This is a genomic window from Pedobacter arcticus A12 (assembly GCF_000302595.1).
GTDB classification, from domain to species: Bacteria; Bacteroidota; Bacteroidia; order Sphingobacteriales; family Sphingobacteriaceae; genus Pseudopedobacter; species Pseudopedobacter arcticus.
Map to the genome: position 1 here is coordinate 233,060 of NZ_JH947127.1, position 20,073 is coordinate 253,132.

At 37.2% G+C, this 20,073-nt stretch carries 19 protein-coding genes; 12 read left to right on the forward strand and 7 right to left on the reverse strand.

The window, feature by feature from the left end:
* Positions 1–9: 9 nt before the first annotated feature.
* Positions 10–1,041, reverse strand: coding sequence for an RluA family pseudouridine synthase (locus B176_RS0112605; RefSeq protein ID WP_017259179.1), 1,032 nt, complete (start codon positions 1,039–1,041; stop codon positions 10–12).
* A gap of 200 nt (positions 1,042–1,241) precedes the next feature.
* Between B176_RS0112605 and B176_RS0112610 the strand changes: the two genes are divergently transcribed.
* From B176_RS0112610 to lat, 3 genes are all read left to right on the forward strand, one after another.
* Positions 1,242–2,324 (forward strand): DUF6588 family protein, encoded by a 1,083-nt coding sequence (locus B176_RS0112610; RefSeq protein ID WP_017259180.1) that lies wholly within the window; start codon positions 1,242–1,244, stop codon positions 2,322–2,324.
* 59 nt (positions 2,325–2,383) lie between these two features.
* Positions 2,384–3,274: a 1-aminocyclopropane-1-carboxylate deaminase/D-cysteine desulfhydrase gene (locus B176_RS0112615; RefSeq protein WP_017259181.1), complete on the forward strand. Its 891-nt coding sequence runs from the start codon at positions 2,384–2,386 to the stop codon at positions 3,272–3,274.
* Between the two features lie 101 nt (positions 3,275–3,375).
* Positions 3,376–4,707 (forward strand): L-lysine 6-transaminase, encoded by a 1,332-nt coding sequence (gene lat, locus B176_RS0112620; protein WP_017259182.1) that lies wholly within the window; start codon positions 3,376–3,378, stop codon positions 4,705–4,707.
* Between the two features lie 59 nt (positions 4,708–4,766).
* Here the strand turns inward: lat and B176_RS0112625 are convergent, their stop codons facing one another.
* The 3 genes from B176_RS0112625 to B176_RS0112635 form a co-directional block, all read right to left on the reverse strand.
* On the reverse strand, positions 4,767–4,991 hold the full coding sequence (locus B176_RS0112625; protein WP_017259183.1) for a CDGSH iron-sulfur domain-containing protein: 225 nt from the start codon (positions 4,989–4,991) through the stop codon (positions 4,767–4,769).
* A gap of 78 nt (positions 4,992–5,069) precedes the next feature.
* Complete coding sequence (locus tag B176_RS0112630) at positions 5,070–5,957, reverse strand: SDR family oxidoreductase (RefSeq protein ID WP_017259184.1); 888 nt, start codon at positions 5,955–5,957, stop codon at positions 5,070–5,072.
* Complete coding sequence (locus tag B176_RS0112635; protein ID WP_017259185.1) at positions 5,957–6,604, reverse strand: DsbA family protein; 648 nt, start codon at positions 6,602–6,604, stop codon at positions 5,957–5,959. The genes B176_RS0112630 and B176_RS0112635 overlap by 1 nt, the downstream gene beginning before the upstream one ends.
* A gap of 166 nt (positions 6,605–6,770) precedes the next feature.
* Here B176_RS0112635 and B176_RS0112640 point away from each other — a divergent pair, with 166 nt between their 5' ends.
* The 4 genes from B176_RS0112640 (at position 6,771) to B176_RS0112655 (ending at position 9,569) form a co-directional block, all read left to right on the forward strand.
* Complete coding sequence (locus tag B176_RS0112640) at positions 6,771–7,340, forward strand: uracil-DNA glycosylase family protein (RefSeq protein ID WP_017259186.1); 570 nt, start codon at positions 6,771–6,773, stop codon at positions 7,338–7,340.
* Positions 7,341–7,412: 72 nt separating this feature from the next.
* Positions 7,413–7,901 (forward strand): GNAT family N-acetyltransferase, encoded by a 489-nt coding sequence (locus B176_RS0112645; RefSeq protein ID WP_017259187.1) that lies wholly within the window; start codon positions 7,413–7,415, stop codon positions 7,899–7,901.
* 215 nt (positions 7,902–8,116) lie between these two features.
* Positions 8,117–9,136 (forward strand): NAD-dependent epimerase/dehydratase family protein, encoded by a 1,020-nt coding sequence (locus B176_RS0112650; protein ID WP_017259188.1) that lies wholly within the window; start codon positions 8,117–8,119, stop codon positions 9,134–9,136.
* Positions 9,137–9,140: 4 nt separating this feature from the next.
* A complete protein-coding gene (locus B176_RS0112655) occupies positions 9,141–9,569 on the forward strand; it encodes a DUF2141 domain-containing protein (RefSeq protein WP_026063317.1) in 429 nt (142 codons plus the stop codon).
* A 75-nt stretch (positions 9,570–9,644) separates the two neighbouring features.
* Here the strand turns inward: B176_RS0112655 and B176_RS0112660 are convergent, their stop codons facing one another.
* Positions 9,645–10,052 (reverse strand): hypothetical protein, encoded by a 408-nt coding sequence (locus B176_RS0112660; RefSeq protein WP_017259190.1) that lies wholly within the window; start codon positions 10,050–10,052, stop codon positions 9,645–9,647.
* Positions 10,053–10,137: 85 nt separating this feature from the next.
* Positions 10,138–11,517: a dicarboxylate/amino acid:cation symporter gene (locus B176_RS0112665; protein ID WP_017259191.1), complete on the reverse strand. Its 1,380-nt coding sequence runs from the start codon at positions 11,515–11,517 to the stop codon at positions 10,138–10,140.
* 157 nt (positions 11,518–11,674) lie between these two features.
* Between B176_RS0112665 and B176_RS19560 the strand changes: the two genes are divergently transcribed.
* The 5 genes from B176_RS19560 (at position 11,675) to B176_RS0112695 (ending at position 17,510) form a co-directional block, all read left to right on the forward strand.
* A complete protein-coding gene (locus tag B176_RS19560; protein ID WP_154647981.1) occupies positions 11,675–12,196 on the forward strand; it encodes a hypothetical protein in 522 nt (173 codons plus the stop codon).
* A 50-nt stretch (positions 12,197–12,246) separates the two neighbouring features.
* Positions 12,247–12,744 (forward strand): RNA polymerase sigma factor, encoded by a 498-nt coding sequence (locus B176_RS0112675; RefSeq protein ID WP_017259193.1) that lies wholly within the window; start codon positions 12,247–12,249, stop codon positions 12,742–12,744.
* Positions 12,731–13,336, forward strand: coding sequence for a hypothetical protein (locus tag B176_RS0112680; protein WP_017259194.1), 606 nt, complete (start codon positions 12,731–12,733; stop codon positions 13,334–13,336). Before B176_RS0112675 ends, B176_RS0112680 begins: the two co-directional genes overlap by 14 nt.
* Before the next feature lie 560 nt (positions 13,337–13,896).
* Positions 13,897–15,522, forward strand: coding sequence for an ice-binding family protein (locus tag B176_RS20330; RefSeq protein ID WP_017259195.1), 1,626 nt, complete (start codon positions 13,897–13,899; stop codon positions 15,520–15,522).
* A gap of 62 nt (positions 15,523–15,584) precedes the next feature.
* Positions 15,585–17,510: an OmpA family protein gene (locus B176_RS0112695; RefSeq protein WP_026063320.1), complete on the forward strand. Its 1,926-nt coding sequence runs from the start codon at positions 15,585–15,587 to the stop codon at positions 17,508–17,510.
* A gap of 155 nt (positions 17,511–17,665) precedes the next feature.
* Here the strand turns inward: B176_RS0112695 and B176_RS0112700 are convergent, their stop codons facing one another.
* A complete protein-coding gene (locus B176_RS0112700; protein ID WP_202803356.1) occupies positions 17,666–19,945 on the reverse strand; it encodes a GH92 family glycosyl hydrolase in 2,280 nt (759 codons plus the stop codon).
* Positions 19,946–20,073: the final 128 nt, after the last annotated feature.

A 20,073-nucleotide genomic window follows, 5' to 3' on the forward strand; every position in this document is an offset into this window, starting at 1 on the left:
TTTCTACTGTTAAACCTGATTATTTACATAATTTCTCCACTTATCCAAAACTGCAACAAAATCTTCGGGCAACGGAGCCTCAAAGTGAACGTGTTCTTTTTTTGTGGGATGCATAAAGCCCAAGGTTCTGGCGTGTAAAGCCTGCCTAGGTATAATCGCAAAACAGTTTTCTACAAAACTTTTATATTTAGCAAATAGTGTTCCTTTACGGATTTTATCACCACCATAAGCAGCATCACTAAACAATGGATGTCCAATGTGTTTCATGTGCGCCCTAATCTGATGGGTTCGTCCGGTTTCCAATTCACACTGCACCAGCGTTACATAATTAAACCTTTCAATCACCTTATAATGTGTTATAGACCATTTTCCTTTTTCGGGATCATCATAAACATCCATTACCTTACGGTCTTTTGCGCTTCTACCGATATAACCTTCAATAGTCCCATCGTTCTCCAAATCACCCCAAACCAATGCTAAATATTGGCGAGTAATACTGTGGTCGTAAAACTGTTTCGCTAAATACGTCATTGCCCGTTCGTTTTTACTGATGAGCAATAAACCCGATGTGTCTTTATCTATACGATGTACCAAACCAGGACGGCCATCATTACCTGGCAATTGTGGCAACTGTTTAAAATGAAAAACCAATGCATTTACCAAGGTGCCATTCCAATTCCCATAACCCGGATGCACCACCATACCCGCTTCTTTATTCACCAGAACAACATCATCATCCTCATAAGTGATGTTTAAAGGAATATCTTCTGCATAAACCTCCGTATCTCTAGGCGGGTGTGGCAATACAATACTTATTTCATCAAAAGGCTTTACCTTATAGCTAGATTTTATTGGCTTTTTGTTAACCAACACATTTTCTGCATCTATGGCGTTCTGAATTCTGTTGCGTGAAGCATTTTCTATCCGAAGCATCAGAAATTTATCAATCCGTAATAAAGACTGTCCTTTATCTACAACAATCTTAAAATGCTCAAATAAATCGTTGTCCTCCTGCTCTTCCACGCTGTTTTCAAAATCCATTTGGCAAAATTAAACCTTTTATATAAAAGTCAATCATAATAAAGCCCTTGGTATCATTTTTGATTCAATACGCGTACTATTAATAACAACAATAGCATTACCGATGAAAGACTTTACTAAAAACCTGACCATTGTATTAAATTTTTTTCCGTTTCTGATTAGAAAGATTTACTTTCGAGAATAATTTATTCTCAAAGAAAATGAAAAAAAAATTACGCTTATCCTTTTTAACATGTGCAACCTTATTGGTTTCTAGTAGTTTAAGCCTACATGCGCAAGACGTCTCCGAACTGATTAAATCAGGTCCTGAGGACGCAACTAAATTAGCTCAAGCATACTTCTCTCCCGCTTTCAAAGGATTTGGATTTGGTATGAATAGCGGGTGGTACAACTCTGCTAAAGCTAAAAATCTAGGCAAATTTGATCTTAAAATACAATTTTCTGGCGCCTTGGTGCCAACCAAAGATCGATCGATAACGCTAAGCAGTTTAGGACTTTCCTCAAACGTAAAATATGATGCGGGAGCTACCACACCAACCCTTTTTGGTAAAGATGAAACTGGTGCATTGGTAAAATTATACGATGACGATGGCAATAAACTAAGCGAATTCAACATGCCTAACGGACTTGGTTTCAGCGTTGTTCCTTCGCCACAAATTGAGCTTACCGTTGGCTTAATAAAAAATACTGATGTTACCCTTAGGTATACTCCAAAAATAAAAAACGAAGATTTTGGTTCTGTACAGGTTTTAGGTTTCGGTGTAAAACATGAAATCACCAAATATCTTTTCCCAGGGAAAACAGCTAAAATAATTCCTTTCGATTTAGCAGTTGCATTTGGTTACAACCATTTAAAATACGATTATAACGTAAAAGTTGCTGACCAGCTAAATGACCAAAACCCTGGGACCGATTTAAAACAAAGAGTTGCTGTAAACCTATCTGGCTATACATTTGACGCTATATTTTCAAAGAAATTTGCTGTTTTCACACCTTTTATTTCTGTTGGATATAATACTGCAAAAACTGAACTGGGCATTTTAGGTACCTATAACTTTAAATCGGGTTACAATAATGTACCAGGTACTACTACTCCAGATTTAACCAGTCCGAAATATGAAAACATTACAGATCCAGTCAAAATAAACCAGAAAGATATAGATGGTATGAGAGCTAATCTTGGATTCTCTTTACACCTAGCATTTTTTAGACTATATGGTGCCTACAGCATTGGCGAATACCAAGCTGTTACAGCTGGTATCGGCTTTGGAATAGGTAAATAAGCTTATTTAAACATTTGTAAATCCTGACTAACTTTATTGGTCAGGATTTTTTTTTATTTATGATGATTGATTTAGTTTTTAATAGCCCGGAGGAAGAAGTTGATTTTGAACCAATCAATAAACACCAGTTAACGTTGTTTTTTAAACGAGATGATTTGATTCATCCTTTTATCTCGGGCAATAAATGGCGTAAACTAAAATACAACTTACTCAAAGCAAAGGCTGCTAAAAAAACACATTTGGTAACCTTTGGGGGCGCTTTCTCTAACCATATTTTGGCAACTGCGGCCGCTGGCGCAAAGTTCAATTTTAAAACAACAGCCTTGATCAGAGGCGAAGAAGCCGATAACCAAATATTGGGTTTATGCCGAATTTTTGGAATGCATTTGATTTTTGTGAGTAGAGAAGCGTATAAAAACAAAGAGCGTTTATACCAACAATATTTTAAAAACGAAAGTCAGACGTTTTTTATCGACGAAGGCGGTTACGGTGAAGATGCCGAAAAAGGTTGTCGGGAAATTATATCAGAATTAGAAAACAGCTACGATTATTTGTTTTGTGCTGCTGGCACTGGGGCAACTGCTGCAGGGATAATAAATGGTGCTAACACAACTAACGTCAATACAGAAATAAACATCGTACCTGCTTTAAAAGGAGGCGATTTTTTAAAACCAGAGATCGATAAATTGCTGATTACTCCTCATCCCTACAATTTACATACCGAATATCACTTTGGCGGTTATGCAAAAACCAAACCTGCACTAATTGATTTTATTAAAGATTTTAGCCAGAAAACAGGCATTTTATTAGACCCCGTTTATACCGGAAAGGTTTTATTTGCAATTAACGACTTAGCTAATCAAAACTATTTCAAACCCCAATCAAAAATTCTGATGATACATACAGGAGGCTTATTTGGCATTTTAGGAATGTTGGAAAAATTCAGATAAATTGAACTAATTTCCGTCAAACCGAAGCTACGGCTTTTGTCCAAAACGCATCAATTTGTCAATACAAGCGTTTTTTGATAGCTTTGACCAAAGTAAAATTTATGTATAATTTATCGGTAACGCCAGATCAGGTTAAAGAAACTTTAAGTAAACACTTATTAACAGACGGTTACGATTTAACTTTCGATTTAGAGAAAAGCCAAGGTGTACGGATGTATGATTCTAAATACAAGCGCTCTTTACTTGATTTTTTCACCTGTTTTGCTTCTGTACCATTAGGCTATAATCATCCGAAAATGATGGAAGATGAAACCTTCAAAAAGAACCTTCTTTTAGCCGCAATCGCCAATCCGTCCAACTCCGATATTTATACCACGCAATACGCTCAGTTTGTTGATACGTTTTCTAAAATTGGCATTCCAGATTATTTGCCCCATGCTTTTTTTGTAGCTGGTGGCGGTTTAGCGATAGAAAATGCTTTAAAAGCCGCAATGGATTGGAAAGTGCAGAAAAACTTCGCCCAAGGCTACCAACAAGAAAAAGGAACACAGGTTTTGCATTTTGAACAAGCTTTTCATGGTAGAACAGGCTACACATTGAGCCTAACCAACACTTTACCCAATAAAACAAAATGGTTTGCAAAGTTTGACTGGCCTAGGGTAAGTATCCCAAAAATAAAATTTCCGCTAGAAGGCGAAAACCTTAAAGATGTTATTACAAGAGAAGCACTATCTATCAAACAAATCAAAAATGCTTTTGCTACCAATAAAGACGAAATCTGTGCGATTATTATTGAACCTATCCAATCTGAGGGTGGCGACAACCATGTAAGAAAAGAGTTTTTAGAACAGCTGAGAAAAATTTGCGACGAAAACGAAGCTTTATTGATTTATGACGAAGTACAAACCGGTGTAGGTTTAACAGGTAAATTTTGGTGTCACGAGCATTTTGGAGAAAACGCCCGCCCGGATATTATTGCTTTTGGTAAAAAAATGCAGGTCTGTGGTATTTTGGCTGGTAGAAAGTTGGACGAAATTGCCGAAAACGTTTTTACTGTTCCCTCCCGTATCAACTCAACTTGGGGTGGTAATCTGGTAGATATGGTGCGTTCAAGCAAGATATTGGAGATTATTACCGAAGACAAACTATGCGACAATGCTTCACAAGTAGGCGGTTATTTGCAGCAACAATTACATAAAATCGCTAAAGAAGACAGCAGAATTGAAAATGTTAGAGGACTTGGGCTTTTAAGTGCTTTTGATTTCTCAACGAGCGAGTTACGCAACGATTTCCTTAAAAAAGGAATGGAACAAAATGTGATGTTTTTAGGTTGTGGAACGCGAAGCATAAGGTTTAGGCCCGCGTTGATTATAGAAAACCATCATATTGATGAAGGTTTAGCTGTGATGAAAAAAATATTGGGAGAACTTTAATATCTGGAGTAAATTGTAAAAAGACTTGCGACATTAAAATACCGCAAGTCTTGAATTACTTAAACTTTTTTTGGAGGCAAATCAAAAGCGATTGCTTCATGCTCAAAATGGTTTTTGTGTGCACCATCGCAAAATGGTTTATTTTGTGATAATCCGCATCGGCAAAAAGAAATAATATCTCTTCCTTGTAGATTATATACATTTCCTTCTTTATCAACTACTTCAAAATCGCCTTGCACTTTTAACGATCCGTTGCTATTTACTGTAATTTTTGTTTTAGACATCTTAATGGATTTTACATCGAAACTACCAAAATTTGCTCGTTGAAAAAGGAATAGCTTTAATATAGAACAATTCTAAAACTAAGATTGCTTCTGATTTTGGATTCTTAACGTAAACGCTTCGATAGATTCCGTAGGTTTTCCAAGCTCATCCCAAGTAAACTGTGCTTTAAACTTTTCGTCGTAATTATTTTTTGCTTTCAGTAATCGGTAGGCGTAGTTAAGTTTGGAAGAAAATCTACTCATTAAAAACAGTCCAAGCGCCGGTATTTTTACAATATTGAGTTTTTTTAAATGGTAATGCTTTCTAAAAATATTCAGTGCCTCTTCGGTAGTGTGGCTCTGTGGTCCTTGTATAAAATACTCCCGATTTTCGTCTGTTAATAGTTCGAAAGATTTACTAACCTGCTTGGCATAATCAGTTGCACTAATCCAATACAGCTTTACGTTTGATTTACCCACCATATTTAGGTTGTTGGCATTCATAAAGCCCCCATCTTTAGTAAAATTTTCCATAAAACTGGTGGAAACAAAAATGGTATATGGCAAACCTGCTCCCTTAATCAACTGTACAGCTTTAAACTTCGCATCAAAAACCCACCATTTAAATAAGCTTTCGCATTGGTAGTCCTTAACCATAGATGATAGGTATGCAATCCGCTTAATCCCCACCTGATGGGCAACTTCCAAAAAATTCATCAATCCATCTGTTTCGGGTATAAAATCTTTGCAGCCAACACTTGGGTTGATATGCAGATTTAGATATACAATTTCTTGCCCTTGTAATGCTTTTATTAAGGATGCTTTATCTGCTAAATCGCCGTAAAGAACCGGAGCGTTCGGAAAAATAGTTTTGGCTTTTTTAACATTTCTGGTAATTACCGTAACATTAAACCCATCGGCAATCAGCTGATGGGTAACTGGTTTTCCTAGCAATCCCGTAGCACCAATAACTGCGATGTTTTTCATTATGATACTTCCTTTAAAACATTTGAAATCCTCAGTTCCATTGTCTCATAATCTGCATAGCCTTTAGCAATCATATGAAAATTTCGATCATCCACTTTTATAAAAGCAGCAGGATAACCGCTTACCTGTAATTGCTTTGCAAGTGCAAACTCATAATAAGCCGCTTTTTTAAATTCTTCGCTATTCAATTTCTGTAAGAAATCCTCAGTGGCTATTCCGTATTGTTCGATGATCGGCAAATACGATTCATCGAGCGATAAATCAACACCATTTGTATACTTAGCTTTTTGTAAATCTGCTGCAAAAAGCACTGCTTGTTCTGGAAAAAACGACTTGAATACAGCTAACGCGATAGCTGGTTTTTCAGAGCTTTGAAACTGAGTTCCTTCTTCCAAAACTTTCCAAAACCCCTCTCCAAACACAACGCCTGTTGTCTCTTGTAATCTGGGCGTATGTGTTTTAATCAGTTCGGCCGAATCAGAAATTGGCCCTTCCCTATCGCCTAAAATCATCCCACCAGAAAGAACCTCAAAATCAAACTCATTCTTATATTGCTGATAAAGTTTCGACATTACTCCGCTAAAGCCGTAACACCAGCCACAAAGTGCATCATAAACGTAGATAATTTCCAATTTTCTTTTTACCATGGTGCAAAGCTAAATCAAAAAACAGATTCAAATGTTTGAGGATGGTCAAATGTGCCTTAACGATGCCTTGAATGGATAGGTTTTTGTCTGGTAAATATCATCAAATCAGTTATGCCTTGTAAATAGCTCTAGGGAGATTAAATATTTATTAAGTTTAACCATCAACATGAAAGAACTGTTAAATCAGATTAAAGCTTGTAGACTCTGCGAACAATATTTACCATTTGGCGCAAATCCGGTTATGCTTGCTGGCGAAAAAAGCAAAATCATTATTGTGGGCCAAGCGCCTGGCAGAAAAGTGCATGAAACTCATATTCCGTGGAATGATAAAAGCGGGGACAATTTACGTCTTTGGCTAGGTGTGGATAAAGAACTTTTTTACGATACCGACTATTTTGCATTAATGCCAATGGGGTTTTGTTATCCCGGAACAGGAAAAAATGGAGATTTTCCACCAAGAAAAGAATGTGCGCCCACTTGGCACCAAAAACTGACAGATTTGATGCCCGAGCGAAAGATTTTTCTCCTGGTTGGGCAATACGCTCAAAAATATTATCTGGGAAAATCAGTTAAAGAGAATTTGACAGAAACTGTTAAAAATTATGCAACCTACCTTCCCTTATATTTTCCATTACCACACCCATCCGGAAGAAATAACATCTGGCAAGCTAAAAACCCTTGGTTTAAGCAAGATGTTTTACCTGCTTTAAAGGAAATAATAACGGAGATTATTTAATTACGAGTTTTAGCTCACTTTTTAGGTGATTTATTTTATCAAACTTTATACCATCATCAAAAGACAATAATTATGCTTGTAAAGCCATTAGAACAACAGCACTGGGAAGCAGTTAAAAAAATATACGAATTAGGAATTGCCACAAAAACAGCAACATTTGAAACTGAAGCACCGGATTGGGAAGAATGGAATGCCAAACATTTGCCTCACTCCCGCTTAATTTGCCAAATGGATGAACGAGTTGCCGCTTGGGTTGCGCTACGACCAGTTAACAATGAGGGAATTGAAAATGGCGTGGCGGAAATCAGTATTTATGGACACCCGGCATCCAAAGGTTTAGGATTAGGTTATGTATTAATGGAGCACTTAATTAGACACAGTGAAGAAAATGGTATTTGGACCCTGCAAGCGCAAATTTTTGAAGAAAACAAAGCTACAATACGCTTGCATGAAAAATCCGGTTTCAGAAGAATAGGTTACCGTGAAAAATTAGGAGCTTTAGATGGCGTTTGGCACAATATCATTTTATTTGAACGAAGAAGTAAATATGTTGGGCAATAAATTAAGCATTTTAATTCGCATTAAAAACCGATCTAATAAGCTTATACCTGTTTAAAGAACAACAATTTAGCTAAACTATCTTAAATCTATCCATACTCGTAGAGATTCAAAAGTCTATAGCAATCCCTCGCACTTTTTAAGTAATCTATAAAGCAAATACACAACTAATCGAGGCTTAAAGCGTTTCTCTGTTGTCTACTTTAGTATAATTTAACATGAGAAACAAAAAAAACGTACTATTAACAGGTGCTTCGGGAACTGTTGGTGCAGAGGTACTCAAACAGCTATTCGCTAAAAACACATATGCAATTACGGTTTTTGATATCGAGAGTAAAAAATCGAAAAGTATTTTTGCAAAGTATAAAAATAAAATTGAGATTGTTTACGGGGATATCAGCAACGAGAATGACGTTATAAAGATAGCTAGCGATAAAGACGTAGTAATCCATTTAGCTTCTATTATCCCTCCTTTGGCAGACGAGCAACCAGAACTCACCTATCGGGTGAACACTTTAGGCACAAAGATTTTGGTGAATTGCTTAGAGAAATATTCACCGAATTGCTTCTTTTTATACAGTTCTTCTATCTCTGTTTACGGCGATCGGTTGCACAACCCTTTAATTAAAACTAGCGACGAATTAAAACCAAGTGAAGGTGATAAATATGCGGAGACCAAAATCCAGGCGGAGCAACTAATTACTTCAAGCATGCTAAGTTGGAGCATTTTTAGGTTATGCGCTATAATGGGCGGACATAAAATTTCTAAACTCATGTTTCACCAGCCATTAGCCACTAGTTTGGAAATAGCAACGCCAGAGGATACAGCCAGAGCATTTGTAAACGCTATTGAAAAGCAAGAAATGCTAGCAGGTAAAATATTTGACCTTGGCGGAGGCAAAAACTGCAGAATCAAATACGAAGATTTCTTGGCTAAATCATTTGATATTTATGGTTTAGGAAAGCTAGCATTCCCGCCAAAGAGTTTTGCAGAGAAAAATTTCCATTGTGGTTATTACAGCGATGGCGATATATTGGAAAATATCTTAAAGTTCAGAAGAAATGATTTAGATGACTATTTTGAAAAGGAAAAACAGAAGGTATCTACTTTACAGAAAGTAGCTACAACAATACTCCGGGTTCCTATTAAGAGTTACCTACTTAAACAATCAGAACCTTTGGAAGCTTATAAAAACAAGAACAAGCAGTTAACCGATTTCTTCTTTGAAAAAAACTAAAATCATGAAACTTACCCTCTCTATATTATTCAGTTTTTTGGCTTTGCATATTTATGCACAGAACCCTAACACTCACGATTTAAAAATCACAGTAACCAATATTAAAAAGCTGAAAGGCAATATTAAACTCGGTATTTTCAATACTGAAAATTCTTTTTTAATAGCGGGCAAAGAGTACAAATCTGTATCAAAAAAAGTAACGGACAATGAAGTAATCCTTACACTAACAGACTTACCTAAAGGCGCTTATGCTATTTCTCTTTTTCAGGATGTAAATACCGACAATACTTGCAATTTAAATTTCTTGGGAATTCCAATAGAACCCTATGCTTTTTCAAATAATTTTAAGCCTAAGTTCTCTAAACCAAAATTTAACGATTGTGATATTTACTTGGCTAAAGATCAAGCTATCAGCATTAAATTAATCAATTAAAAATCTTCACTAAAACATCAAAGCCTCCTGTTTCAGTGAAACAGGAGGCTTTGAATTTATATCATCAATTGAAAATTACTTGTTTTTATCCGCAGCAATATTAATTGTTTTATTGATGGTTTCAATAAGCTCTAAAGCAGCGCCTTTAACTTTCATATCTCCGTTATAGGCCGCATCAATTTCTACAATTTTCTTTTTCCTTTGGTAATCATACTCAATAAAATAGCGTGGAGATTTACCACTTGTATCTGCAATCATATCTTTAGACATGTTCCAAAAGCCTAAATCAACGGCTTTACGGTGTAGGTAAAGCAAATCATCTTTAGAAAGCTTTACCTTTTGTTTAACCAAAGAATCCTGATTATTGATATACTCATAATCTCCAGTTTTAGAGGAAAATATTTTATCGAAATACCCGCCAGATCCTGCTTTTATGGTAATGTTTTCAAACTCTGCAAACTTGAACGGTGCGTTTTTAATCATGATAGAATAATAATAAACGCAGTACAGTAAAAAAGGAACAGTAATACATATAATCAAAAAAATCTTCTTGCCTTTGTCGCTCATGTTATAATTCTAATAATTCGTTATGGTTTGCATTTTCATCAAATTCTTTCTCCCACTTTGCAATTACTACAGTTGCTAAGCAGTTCCCCAACACATTTACAGATGTACGGGCCATGTCCATCAGTTCATCAATACCTAGAATGATAAAAATTGGCCAAACCGGCAAATCAAATGATGCAGCCGTTCCTAAAAGGATCACTAAAGATGCCCTTGGAACTCCGGCAACGCCTTTGCTGGTCAACATCAAAGTAAAAACAATAACCAATTGATGCCCAAAAGTCATTTCGATACCAGCTGCTTGGGCCACAAAGATAGCAGCTAAAGATAAATAAAGCGTGGTTCCGTCTAAATTAAAACTATAACCCGTGGGTATTACAAAAGCCACAATTTTACGAGGTACGCCAATGCGCTCCATAGCTTCCATTGCCCGTGGTAAAGCTGCCTCGGAACTTGTAGTGGCAAAGGCAATAGAAACGGGTTCGGCCACTGCCTTTAAAAACTTTTTAATAGGTACGCCAAAGAATAACGCAATTGGAAACAGAACTAGCAACACAAAAGCTATAAGTGCAACATACAGTGTTGCCAGCAACTGAAAAAGATTGACCAAAATGCCCAAGCCCATGTGCCCTACTGTAAAAGCAATGGCTGCACCAACACCAATTGGCGCAAAATACATAACAATGTTGGTAAACTTAAACATCACTTCCGAGAGGCTTTCTGCCGCTTTTAGCATGGGCCGGCGTTTATCTTCGCGTACCATGGCTAGGGCAATACCAAATACAATACTAAAAACCACCACTTGTAAAACCTGCCCTTCGGCCATAGATTTAGCAATGTTTTCTGGGAAAGCATGGAGTATAACTTCTGTAGCACTTTGCGCTGGCACAGACTCTAAAGTTTCGTTGATCGCTGGAGGCGGATTAATCCCTACTCCTGCTTTGGAGATATTAATTGCTGCCAAACCTATAAAAAGTGCAAGGGTGGTTACTACTTCAAAATAAACCAATGATTTCCAACCCATTCTACCTACCTGTTTCAAGTCGGAGTGCCCTGCAATACCATAAACCAAAGTACCAAAGAGTAAAGGCGCAACAATGGTTTTAATCATCTTTAAAAAGATTTTACTCAACACCTGTAAGTTAATGGCTATGGCAGGAAAATCGTTCCCGATCTCGGCACCAATGACCATGGAAATTAAAATCCAAGCGGTCAATGTTTTTTTAGTGAAGCCAAATGCGATTAGGGATGCAATAGCCAACCATCTGACTATAAGCAAAACAGGTTCTGCAATGGTGATTATTTGGTAATGATTGCTAATGGTCAATAGCGCTGCTATAAAAATAGTAATCAGCGTGATGAGGGGGATTGCCTTAAATTTCATTAATTTAGTTTCAAATTTTATGAACTCCTGTATATATTGATATCATAATTGGCGTATAATTTCCCGATTGTAAATCGAAAAAGGATATTTGTAAATTGGGTTGCAATATATATTTAAACAAGCTATAACAAAAGTAAATATTTTACTGTTTGACCAAATGATTAATAGCCCGAAATTAGCCGAATTAAAAAAAGAACTTAACCATCTGCAGGCGGCAGAACTTAAAGAACTGTGTTTAAGATTGGCCAAACATAAAACAGAGAACAAAGAGTTATTAAATTTTTTGTTGTTTTATCCTGATAAAAAAGAGGCTTATATGGAAGAGGTTAAAACATTGATAATCAACGAATTTAACAACCTGCACCCCAGCATTTACTTAGCAACCAAACAAATCAGGAAACTGCTTAGGCTAACAAATAAACATATTAAATTTATAGCCACCAAGCATTTAGAAGCCGAGCTTGCATTGGCTTTTTGCAAGGAATTTATCACCCATCCAATTATTACGATCAACCAAAAAGCAACCATCGCGATTTTGATTAGTCAGCTAAAACGCCTTAACAGAGTAATTCCTAAACTGGAAGATGATTTTCAGTTTGATTACCAAAAGGAGTTTGATGGTTTGATTGAGCTGTTGAAACAAAAACGGAAAGATTTCTCGGAAAGAGATCTGCAGTAACCTGTAACAATTTCACCTATCCATCATCTAAACCTAAAATTACAGCGTCAATGTCGGAAAAAGAGCAAGCCTTTCAGGAGATTTTCAAGGCTAATTCTAAAAAGATATATCACTTATGTTTAGGTTATACATGCGATAGCGACGTGGCTAATGACCTGTTGCAGGAAACTTTTTTAAAGGTTTGGCAAAACTTGGATAAATTCAGAAACCAATCCATGATTTCTACCTGGATTTACAGAATTGCCGTAAATACCTGCCTTACCTACCTTAAAAAAGAGAAAAGAGCTGGCAAAGATGAGCTTACACCAAACATCATCGAAAACAGAGCTGAAGAGGTCTCCGAGAAAAATGAACAGGTAGAAACATTGTATAAATGTATTGCCCAACTTGACGAGAATGAAAGAATCATCATTACCATGGTGATGGATGAAATTCCCTACCCAGAAATTGCAGAAGTTTCGGGAATATCAGAAGGAAATTTAAGGGTTAAAATACACAGAATTAAACACAAGCTTACCGAATTATATAATCAGCATGAAAGACTTTGATTCATTAGTTGGCATCTGGAACGCACAAAAGACTACTCCCAAGCTTGATTATAAAGAGATCATTACTCAATATAAAACAAGCCGGAATAAGTTGAGTATTAAAATTACCAGAGAACTTTTAGCTATGGCAATTGCTATGGCAATAATTGCCTACCTAGCTTTAAAAGTTGAGTTTAGCTTGTGGACGTCGCAACTTGGCTTGTTAATTATCTTTAGCTGTGGAGTTTATTTTATTACTATTCAAATGATCAATTTAAAAAGAATTGCTCACAGTAATACGCTTTTTGATAAACCACAAGACCATATCAGGTTTATCAAAAAATTTAGAGCGCAAAGGCATACCCAGCATACTACAAACTATAAAATTTATTCGGCAACGTTAACTTTAGGTACGGCATTATACTTTATTGAATTAGCATATCACTTAGGCACCGTATACGTTCTACTTGCCGGCGTAATTACGCTTTTTTGGTTCTCTATTTATTATTTCTACTTTCTTAAAAAGTATGTAGCAACAGAAAACGAAAAGTTTGAGGAAATGATCGCTGATTTAGAACGTTTAGATTTGCAGTTTAGAGACATTGAAGAATAGTTTTAAAAAACAATCACACACAGCACACATATCGCTTCCGTAAATGGAGGTTAGCAATCCTTTTTCCAGTTATTAGTAAAAACCTATTCTGATTTTCTTCTATAAATACGACCTAAAAAAGGTTCGTAATTAGTTTAAATAATACATAATAATATTTCCTATAAAGTAGATAACTTACAATATTTCTCTCTTTTCACCCTCATTCCATAACACCAAGGGTTCTCATACAACAACTTATTGCGGCACCTGCTTTGTCATAGTACATTATACAGATAAACAAAAAAAATCTTTATTCGCAGGGTGGCAATAAAGTCTAGGTGTAAAACCTCAGGATAAAAACCTTTAAATAATCAAGCGTATACGCTGAACTATTAAAGAAGATTACAACTACTTCACATAGCTTAGGGAGCATCACTCTCCCAAAAACTTCATCTAATGGTCAGTTGGCCTGGAGGTATGTGATTTCTCTCTTTTACCATTTGCTATAAAAGAAAACAGGCAAATGCGATCTCAAAATCTTCTTCTCAGAAGATAAATAACCATCATTAAACTTTTCTATTATGAACAATAAACTTTCCTCATCAGGGAATAGTACTGCCGCCTTTATTGGCCGGGGCTATTTAAAACTTAACGCTTTTCTCTTTCTAACCTTTATCGGGCTTGCACTTGTGCTTAATAGTTGCAAGAAAGACGATTATACCGGCGAAGTTTCCGGTGTTTGCCCGACCGTAACCTCTGACCCTTTAAACGCAGCAGTAGATGTTGCTGTCAATAAAGTAATTGGGCTAACATTTAATACACCTATGAAAGGGGCTACCATCAACAGTGCTAATATAAGCCTAAAACAAGGCACCGCCGTTGTAACAGGAACATTGAGCCCTACTGGTGATTCTAAAACATATACATTTACACCTACTACCCCTTTACAACCTTCTACCACTTATACAGGTACAGTAAAAAAAGATGTGCAAGATACCTTGCGAAGCTTTATGGTAGAAGATTATGTTTGGAGTTTTAAAACAATGCCACGTATTACGCTATCAGTGAATCCTTTGGCACCAGCTGTTTCAGGAATAGTTACTGGTGCTGGCGATTTTAATCAAGGTTCAAATGTTACTGTAAATGCAGTTGCAAACCCAGGTTTTGCATTTACCAATTGGAGCAAAGCAGGTCTTTCAGTTTCAACTGATGCTAATTACTTATTTAAAATGGACGGAAATGTAGACTTGGTAGCTAATTTTGCGCCTTTAGCTTCTGTCCGTACGGTAATTATTACCCCATACCTAAATGGTTCACCATCTGTTTTAGGTGGTACTACAACTGGCTCTGGAAGTTATACTAATGGAAGCGCTGTAACGATCAGAGCATTTGCAAATAGCACTTATTCGTTTACTGGCTTTACGCAAGATATTATCACTACAGTAAATCCATACACTTTTGCAATTAGTGCTAACGTAAACATTAGAGCAAACTTTGCTTCTGGCGGCCCTGTAATTGGTACAGCTGTTGGCCCATTGTTACCCAGTTTAGGCGGTGCTGCTAATTATTCAGTACTTACAAAATCGGGTATATCTACAACTGGCGTAACGCTAATTACTGGTAACATTGGCGTTAGTCCAGCGGCGGCAACTGCAATCACAGGCTTTGGATTAATTATGGATGCTAGTGGAGAGTTTTCTCGTACGCCACTTGTTGTCGGAAACGTGTATGCTTCAAACTATGCCGCTCCTACACCTTCAAATCTTACCACTGCAATTAGCAATATGGAAACGGCTTATACCACGGCAAACAACCTGGTTACACCAGCGCCTGTTGTTGGTTTAGGTGCAGGAAATATTTCTGGACTAAACTTAGCGCCAGGCTTATATAAATGGAGTACGGGAGTTCTAATAGATCCAAATACAACCGTTACCTTAACAGGTGGTGCAAATGATACTTGGGTACTTCAAATAGCAGGTGACTTAACCGTGAGCAATAATGCAAAAGTACAATTGGCGGGTGGTGCGCAAGCTAAAAACATTATATGGGTGGTTGCTATAAAAGCTATGCTTGGTACACAGGCAAATTTTAATGGAAATATCCTCTCCAAAGAACTTATTTCATTAAACAACGGCGCTGTAGTAAACGGTAGGTTATTAGCTCAAACTGCTGTAACCCTAATCGGAAGTACTGTTATACAACCATAATTAATTTATCCCCGCCAACAAGCGGGGATATTGTTTTAACAACGATTTTAAAAAGATAGAATATGTTAACTTTAAATAAATCCATAAAAAGTCTCATCGTCTGTACGCTGATGATCTTTACAAACAATGTTTTACAAGCCCAAACTGCGCCAACATGGTGGTTTGGTGTATCAAGTGCGGCAAATATGAACTTTTACACTGGAACCACTCAGCGTTTAAACAACTCGTTAGTAGCGCCAACGGCTTTCCACAACGGAAATGGTGTTCGCCCGTACGGATCTGTTTTATTAGAATACCGCCCTGCCAGCGTATTTGGCTTTATGCTGAATGTTGGTTACGACGGTCGAGGTGGAAAATTTGATGATGTTATTGCGCCCTGTAATTGCCCAGCCACATTAAAAACCAATTTAGACTATATTACTGTAGAACCTAGCTTGCGTTTTGCCGTACCTACCACAAACATCTATTTATTTGCCGGTCCAAGAATTGCGTTTGGCATGCAGAAAGAATTTAATTATACGCAACTAACCCAACCGAATACCGATGGTGATTTTAGCGATATGAATTCAACTATTTTTTCTGGTCAGGTTGGTATCGGTTACGAAATACCACTTTCTTCAGCAAAAAGCATGACTAAGGTTTCCTTGTCTCCTTTTATATCTTATCACCCTTACTTTGGACAAGATGCCCGCGATATAGAAAGCTGGTCGGTATCTACAGTTAGGGCTGGTATTGCTTTGAAATTCGGTAAAGCCGGAAAAAAAGTAATTATTCCCGACGATGAAACTCCACTAAACGACGTTACTTTCAGCGTTCGTGAGCCTAAGAATATCCGCACAACACGAATGGTAAGCGAAACCCTACCTCTACTTAATGCTGTTTTCTTTAACAAGGGTTCAGTGGCAATTCCAGAGCGTTATGTTTTATTGAATAAAGAAGATGCTAAAAGCTTTAAAGAAAGTTCTTTAGAAAACGCACAATCTAGCGGAATGAACGGTCGTTCATCTAGGCAGTTATACGCTTACCACAATATCCTGAATATTATTGGAGACCGCATGCGGGCAAATACCTCTAGTAGCATTTCGGTAAGTGGAGCATCAGAAAATGGCGCTAAAGAAGGAAAGCAATTTGCCGAAACTATTCAACAATACTTAGTAAACACATTCGGAATCAACCCCTCAAGAATTGCTGTTGAAGGTAGGATAAAACCCGTAATCCCATCAGAACAACCAGGTGGAACAAAAGAGCTAGCATTGCTTAGAGAAGGCGATACAAGAGCTGATATTACCAGTACTTCGCCAGAATTATTGATGGAAGTTGGTGGGAGCATGATGAAACCATTGCAAATTACCTCTACGCAAATTGATCCTTTAGACAGTTGCGTGGTATTAAATGTTGATGGTGCTACAAAAAACCTTAAATCATGGTCGGTAGATTTAACAAACGACAAAGGCGTAGTGAAACATTACGGTCCGTTCTATAAAGACCAAGAAACTATTGCGGGAGCATCTGTTTTGGGTAACGATGCATCTGGTAGCTATAAAGTGGAAATGGTTGGACAAACCAATGACGGACGAGTATTGCGAAAAGAAAGTAAAGTTAATTTGATTCGCGAACAAGAAGGCTTGGAAAAAAGCTTCCGTTATAGCATTCTGTTCAATTTTAACCAGTCAGATGCTGTTGCGGCTTACCGTAAATTCCTCACAGATATTGTTTCAGCTAAAATCACATCAGGTGCTACCGTAAGAATAAATGGTTACACCGATATCATTGGCGAAGAAGTGTATAATCAAAAACTGTCTGCTGACCGAGCTATCGAAACGCAAAACATTTTAGAGAAAGCCATTGCTTTGGCAGGTATAAGTAATGTGAAATTTGAAACGGTTGGGTTTGGAGAGGATCCAAACAGAACCATGTTTGAAAACAGTCTTCCAGAAGAACGTTTTTACAACAGAACAGTTATTATCGACATTATTCCTATAAAATAGGCAAGCTTATTCAATAGTAAAAAGCGATGCTGGGTTTAACACCTAGCATCGCTTTTTTAGTTAAATCTCCTCAGATTTATTTTAGCAGTAATTGTTGACCTGTTTAAAAGTAGAGGCAAATAAGCTTTCCATAAATATCTTTAGTAAAGAAAATCTTACTTACTATACGGCCTGTCTCTCGTGACAACACCCCACGTAGCAGAAGGTTTATCGCTCATTTCAATCAGCATTTCCCCACCATTTACAATATCCTGATGAAGGATATAGGATTTCTGGTAGGGTTTTCCGTTTAAGCTTACCTTATTGATATAAATATTTTTAGCATTGTTATTTTTAACCACCAGGTGGAATTGCTTTCCATTACCTAAATCTAAAACAGCATCGTCAACTATGGGGCTCCCAAAAACGTACATGCCATTTGCTGGGTTTACTGGGTAAAACCCTAAAGCAGAATAAATATACCATGCCGACATTTGACCTAAATCTTCATTTCCGCACAAACCATTTGGTTTATCGGTGTAAAACAAATCCATAATCTGCCTAACCCTTTCGGCGGTTTTATAAGGTTTCCCCGCAAATGAAAATAAATAAGGGATATGATGATTGGGTTCGTTTCCTTGGGCATACTGTCCAATTAAACCACTGATGTCCGGAGAACTACCTTCAGGTAATTTCTCTTTGGTATTGAAAAGCGTGTCCAGTTTAAGCGTAAAAGGCTCATCTCCTCCAAAAAGCTGAATCAAACCTTCTACATCCTGTGGCACCAACCAAGTGTATTGCCACGCATTTCCCTCTGTATAATCATCTTGCCTATGGACAGACGAAACAGGGTTAAAAGGTGTACGCCATTCGCCAGCGCTGGTTTTTCCACGCATAAAATTGGTGTGTTTATCAAAATAAAACTGGTAAAGTTTTGCCCTTTTGCTGAAGTAGTTATAATCTTCCGTTTTACCCAACGATTTAGCCATGGCTGCAATACACCAATCATCAATAGCGTATTCTAACCCTTTAGCTACCGATTCGATAACCTTATCCGAGGGGATATATTTTAATTCCTGAGCGTAATCTATCCCATCAGTTTTTTGCATAGCCGAGTGTTTCATGGCTGCATAAACTTTCTCAACATCATAGGACCTGAAACCTTTTAAATAGGCATCAACAATCACAGGGATGGCATGATAACCAATCATGGTGTTGGTCTCGTTTCCCATTAAATGCCATACGGGTAGCTTTCCTTGTTGATCATAAATGGCTAAAAAAGATTTGATAATGTCATTTACCTTATCGGGATGCAAAATGGTATATAGCGGATGAAATGCCCGGTAGGTATCCCACAAAGAAAAAGTAGTGTAATTGTTAAATCCGGGCTTGGTGTACACCTTTTTATCTGTCCCTAAATAATCGCCATTGGCATCATTAAATAAAGAAGGCGCAAACATGGTATGGTACAATGCAGTATAAAAAACTGTTTTGGTTTTCTCATCGGCAGTAATCTTAATCTTGTTGAGTTCTTTATTCCAGCTGTTGTCCGCATCAGTTATTACCTTTTCAAAATCCCAGTTGGGTATCTCTGCGTTGATATTTGCTAAAGCATTGCCGCTACTTACCGGCGAAATACCCACTTTCAAATAAACAGGTTCTCCTTTTTTTACATCAAGGCGGGCAACTCCTTTAATTTTTAGTCCTTTAGCTTCTGTCCCGTTTTTTAAACTCACCGAGTCGTACACACTAAACTCATCAATAGCGGTAGAGATTTTAATTGCGAAATATACGCGTTGATCTGTAGCCCAACCTTTAGACCATCTGTAACCAACCAAAGTGTTTTTATCTAACTGTTTGATGTAGGTTTTTACCGGGCTATCCCATCCCACACCGTCTGCTAAATCAATAATAATATTTGACTGCTCGTTTTCGCTGAAGGTATATTTATGAAAACCTACGCGTTCACTTGCTGTTAGTTCTGCCTTAATTTTGTATCTATCTAGCCAAACGCTATAATAACCTGCTTTTGCCACTTCATTATCATGACTAAAAGTAGATAAGTAACCACTGTAGGGTTTTCCTTTTGTCCCTGGTTTTAACTGTAGTTCTCCTGTAGTGGGCAAAATCAAAATATCATTTAAATCGCCAATACCTGTACCGCTTAAATGTGTATGGGTAAAACCTAAAATGGTATTGCTACTGTAATGATATCCGCTGCACCAATCCCACCCCTCGGGAATGTTTTTTGGACCCAATTGTACCGCACCGAAGGGTACATTTGCACCTAAAAACACATGGCCATGTTCGGCTGTGCCAATATAGCTGTCCACATATTTTGTTAAATTAATTGAATCGGGAAGTTTTGTTTTCTGATGGCGACTTGCGCAACTACCTACAAACAGTCCAGCAATCAGGGTTAAAACAACAGTAGCTCTGCAATTTCTAAATATCATTTTTTTCATATTTATCATTTCTTCAATCCGTTTATGGAGTGTACGTCATTAGTTGTATTAACATGAGGATTATTAATGGCGAATTTAAAATTGATTTGGGCGTTTTAACACGCTATCCGCTATATCTT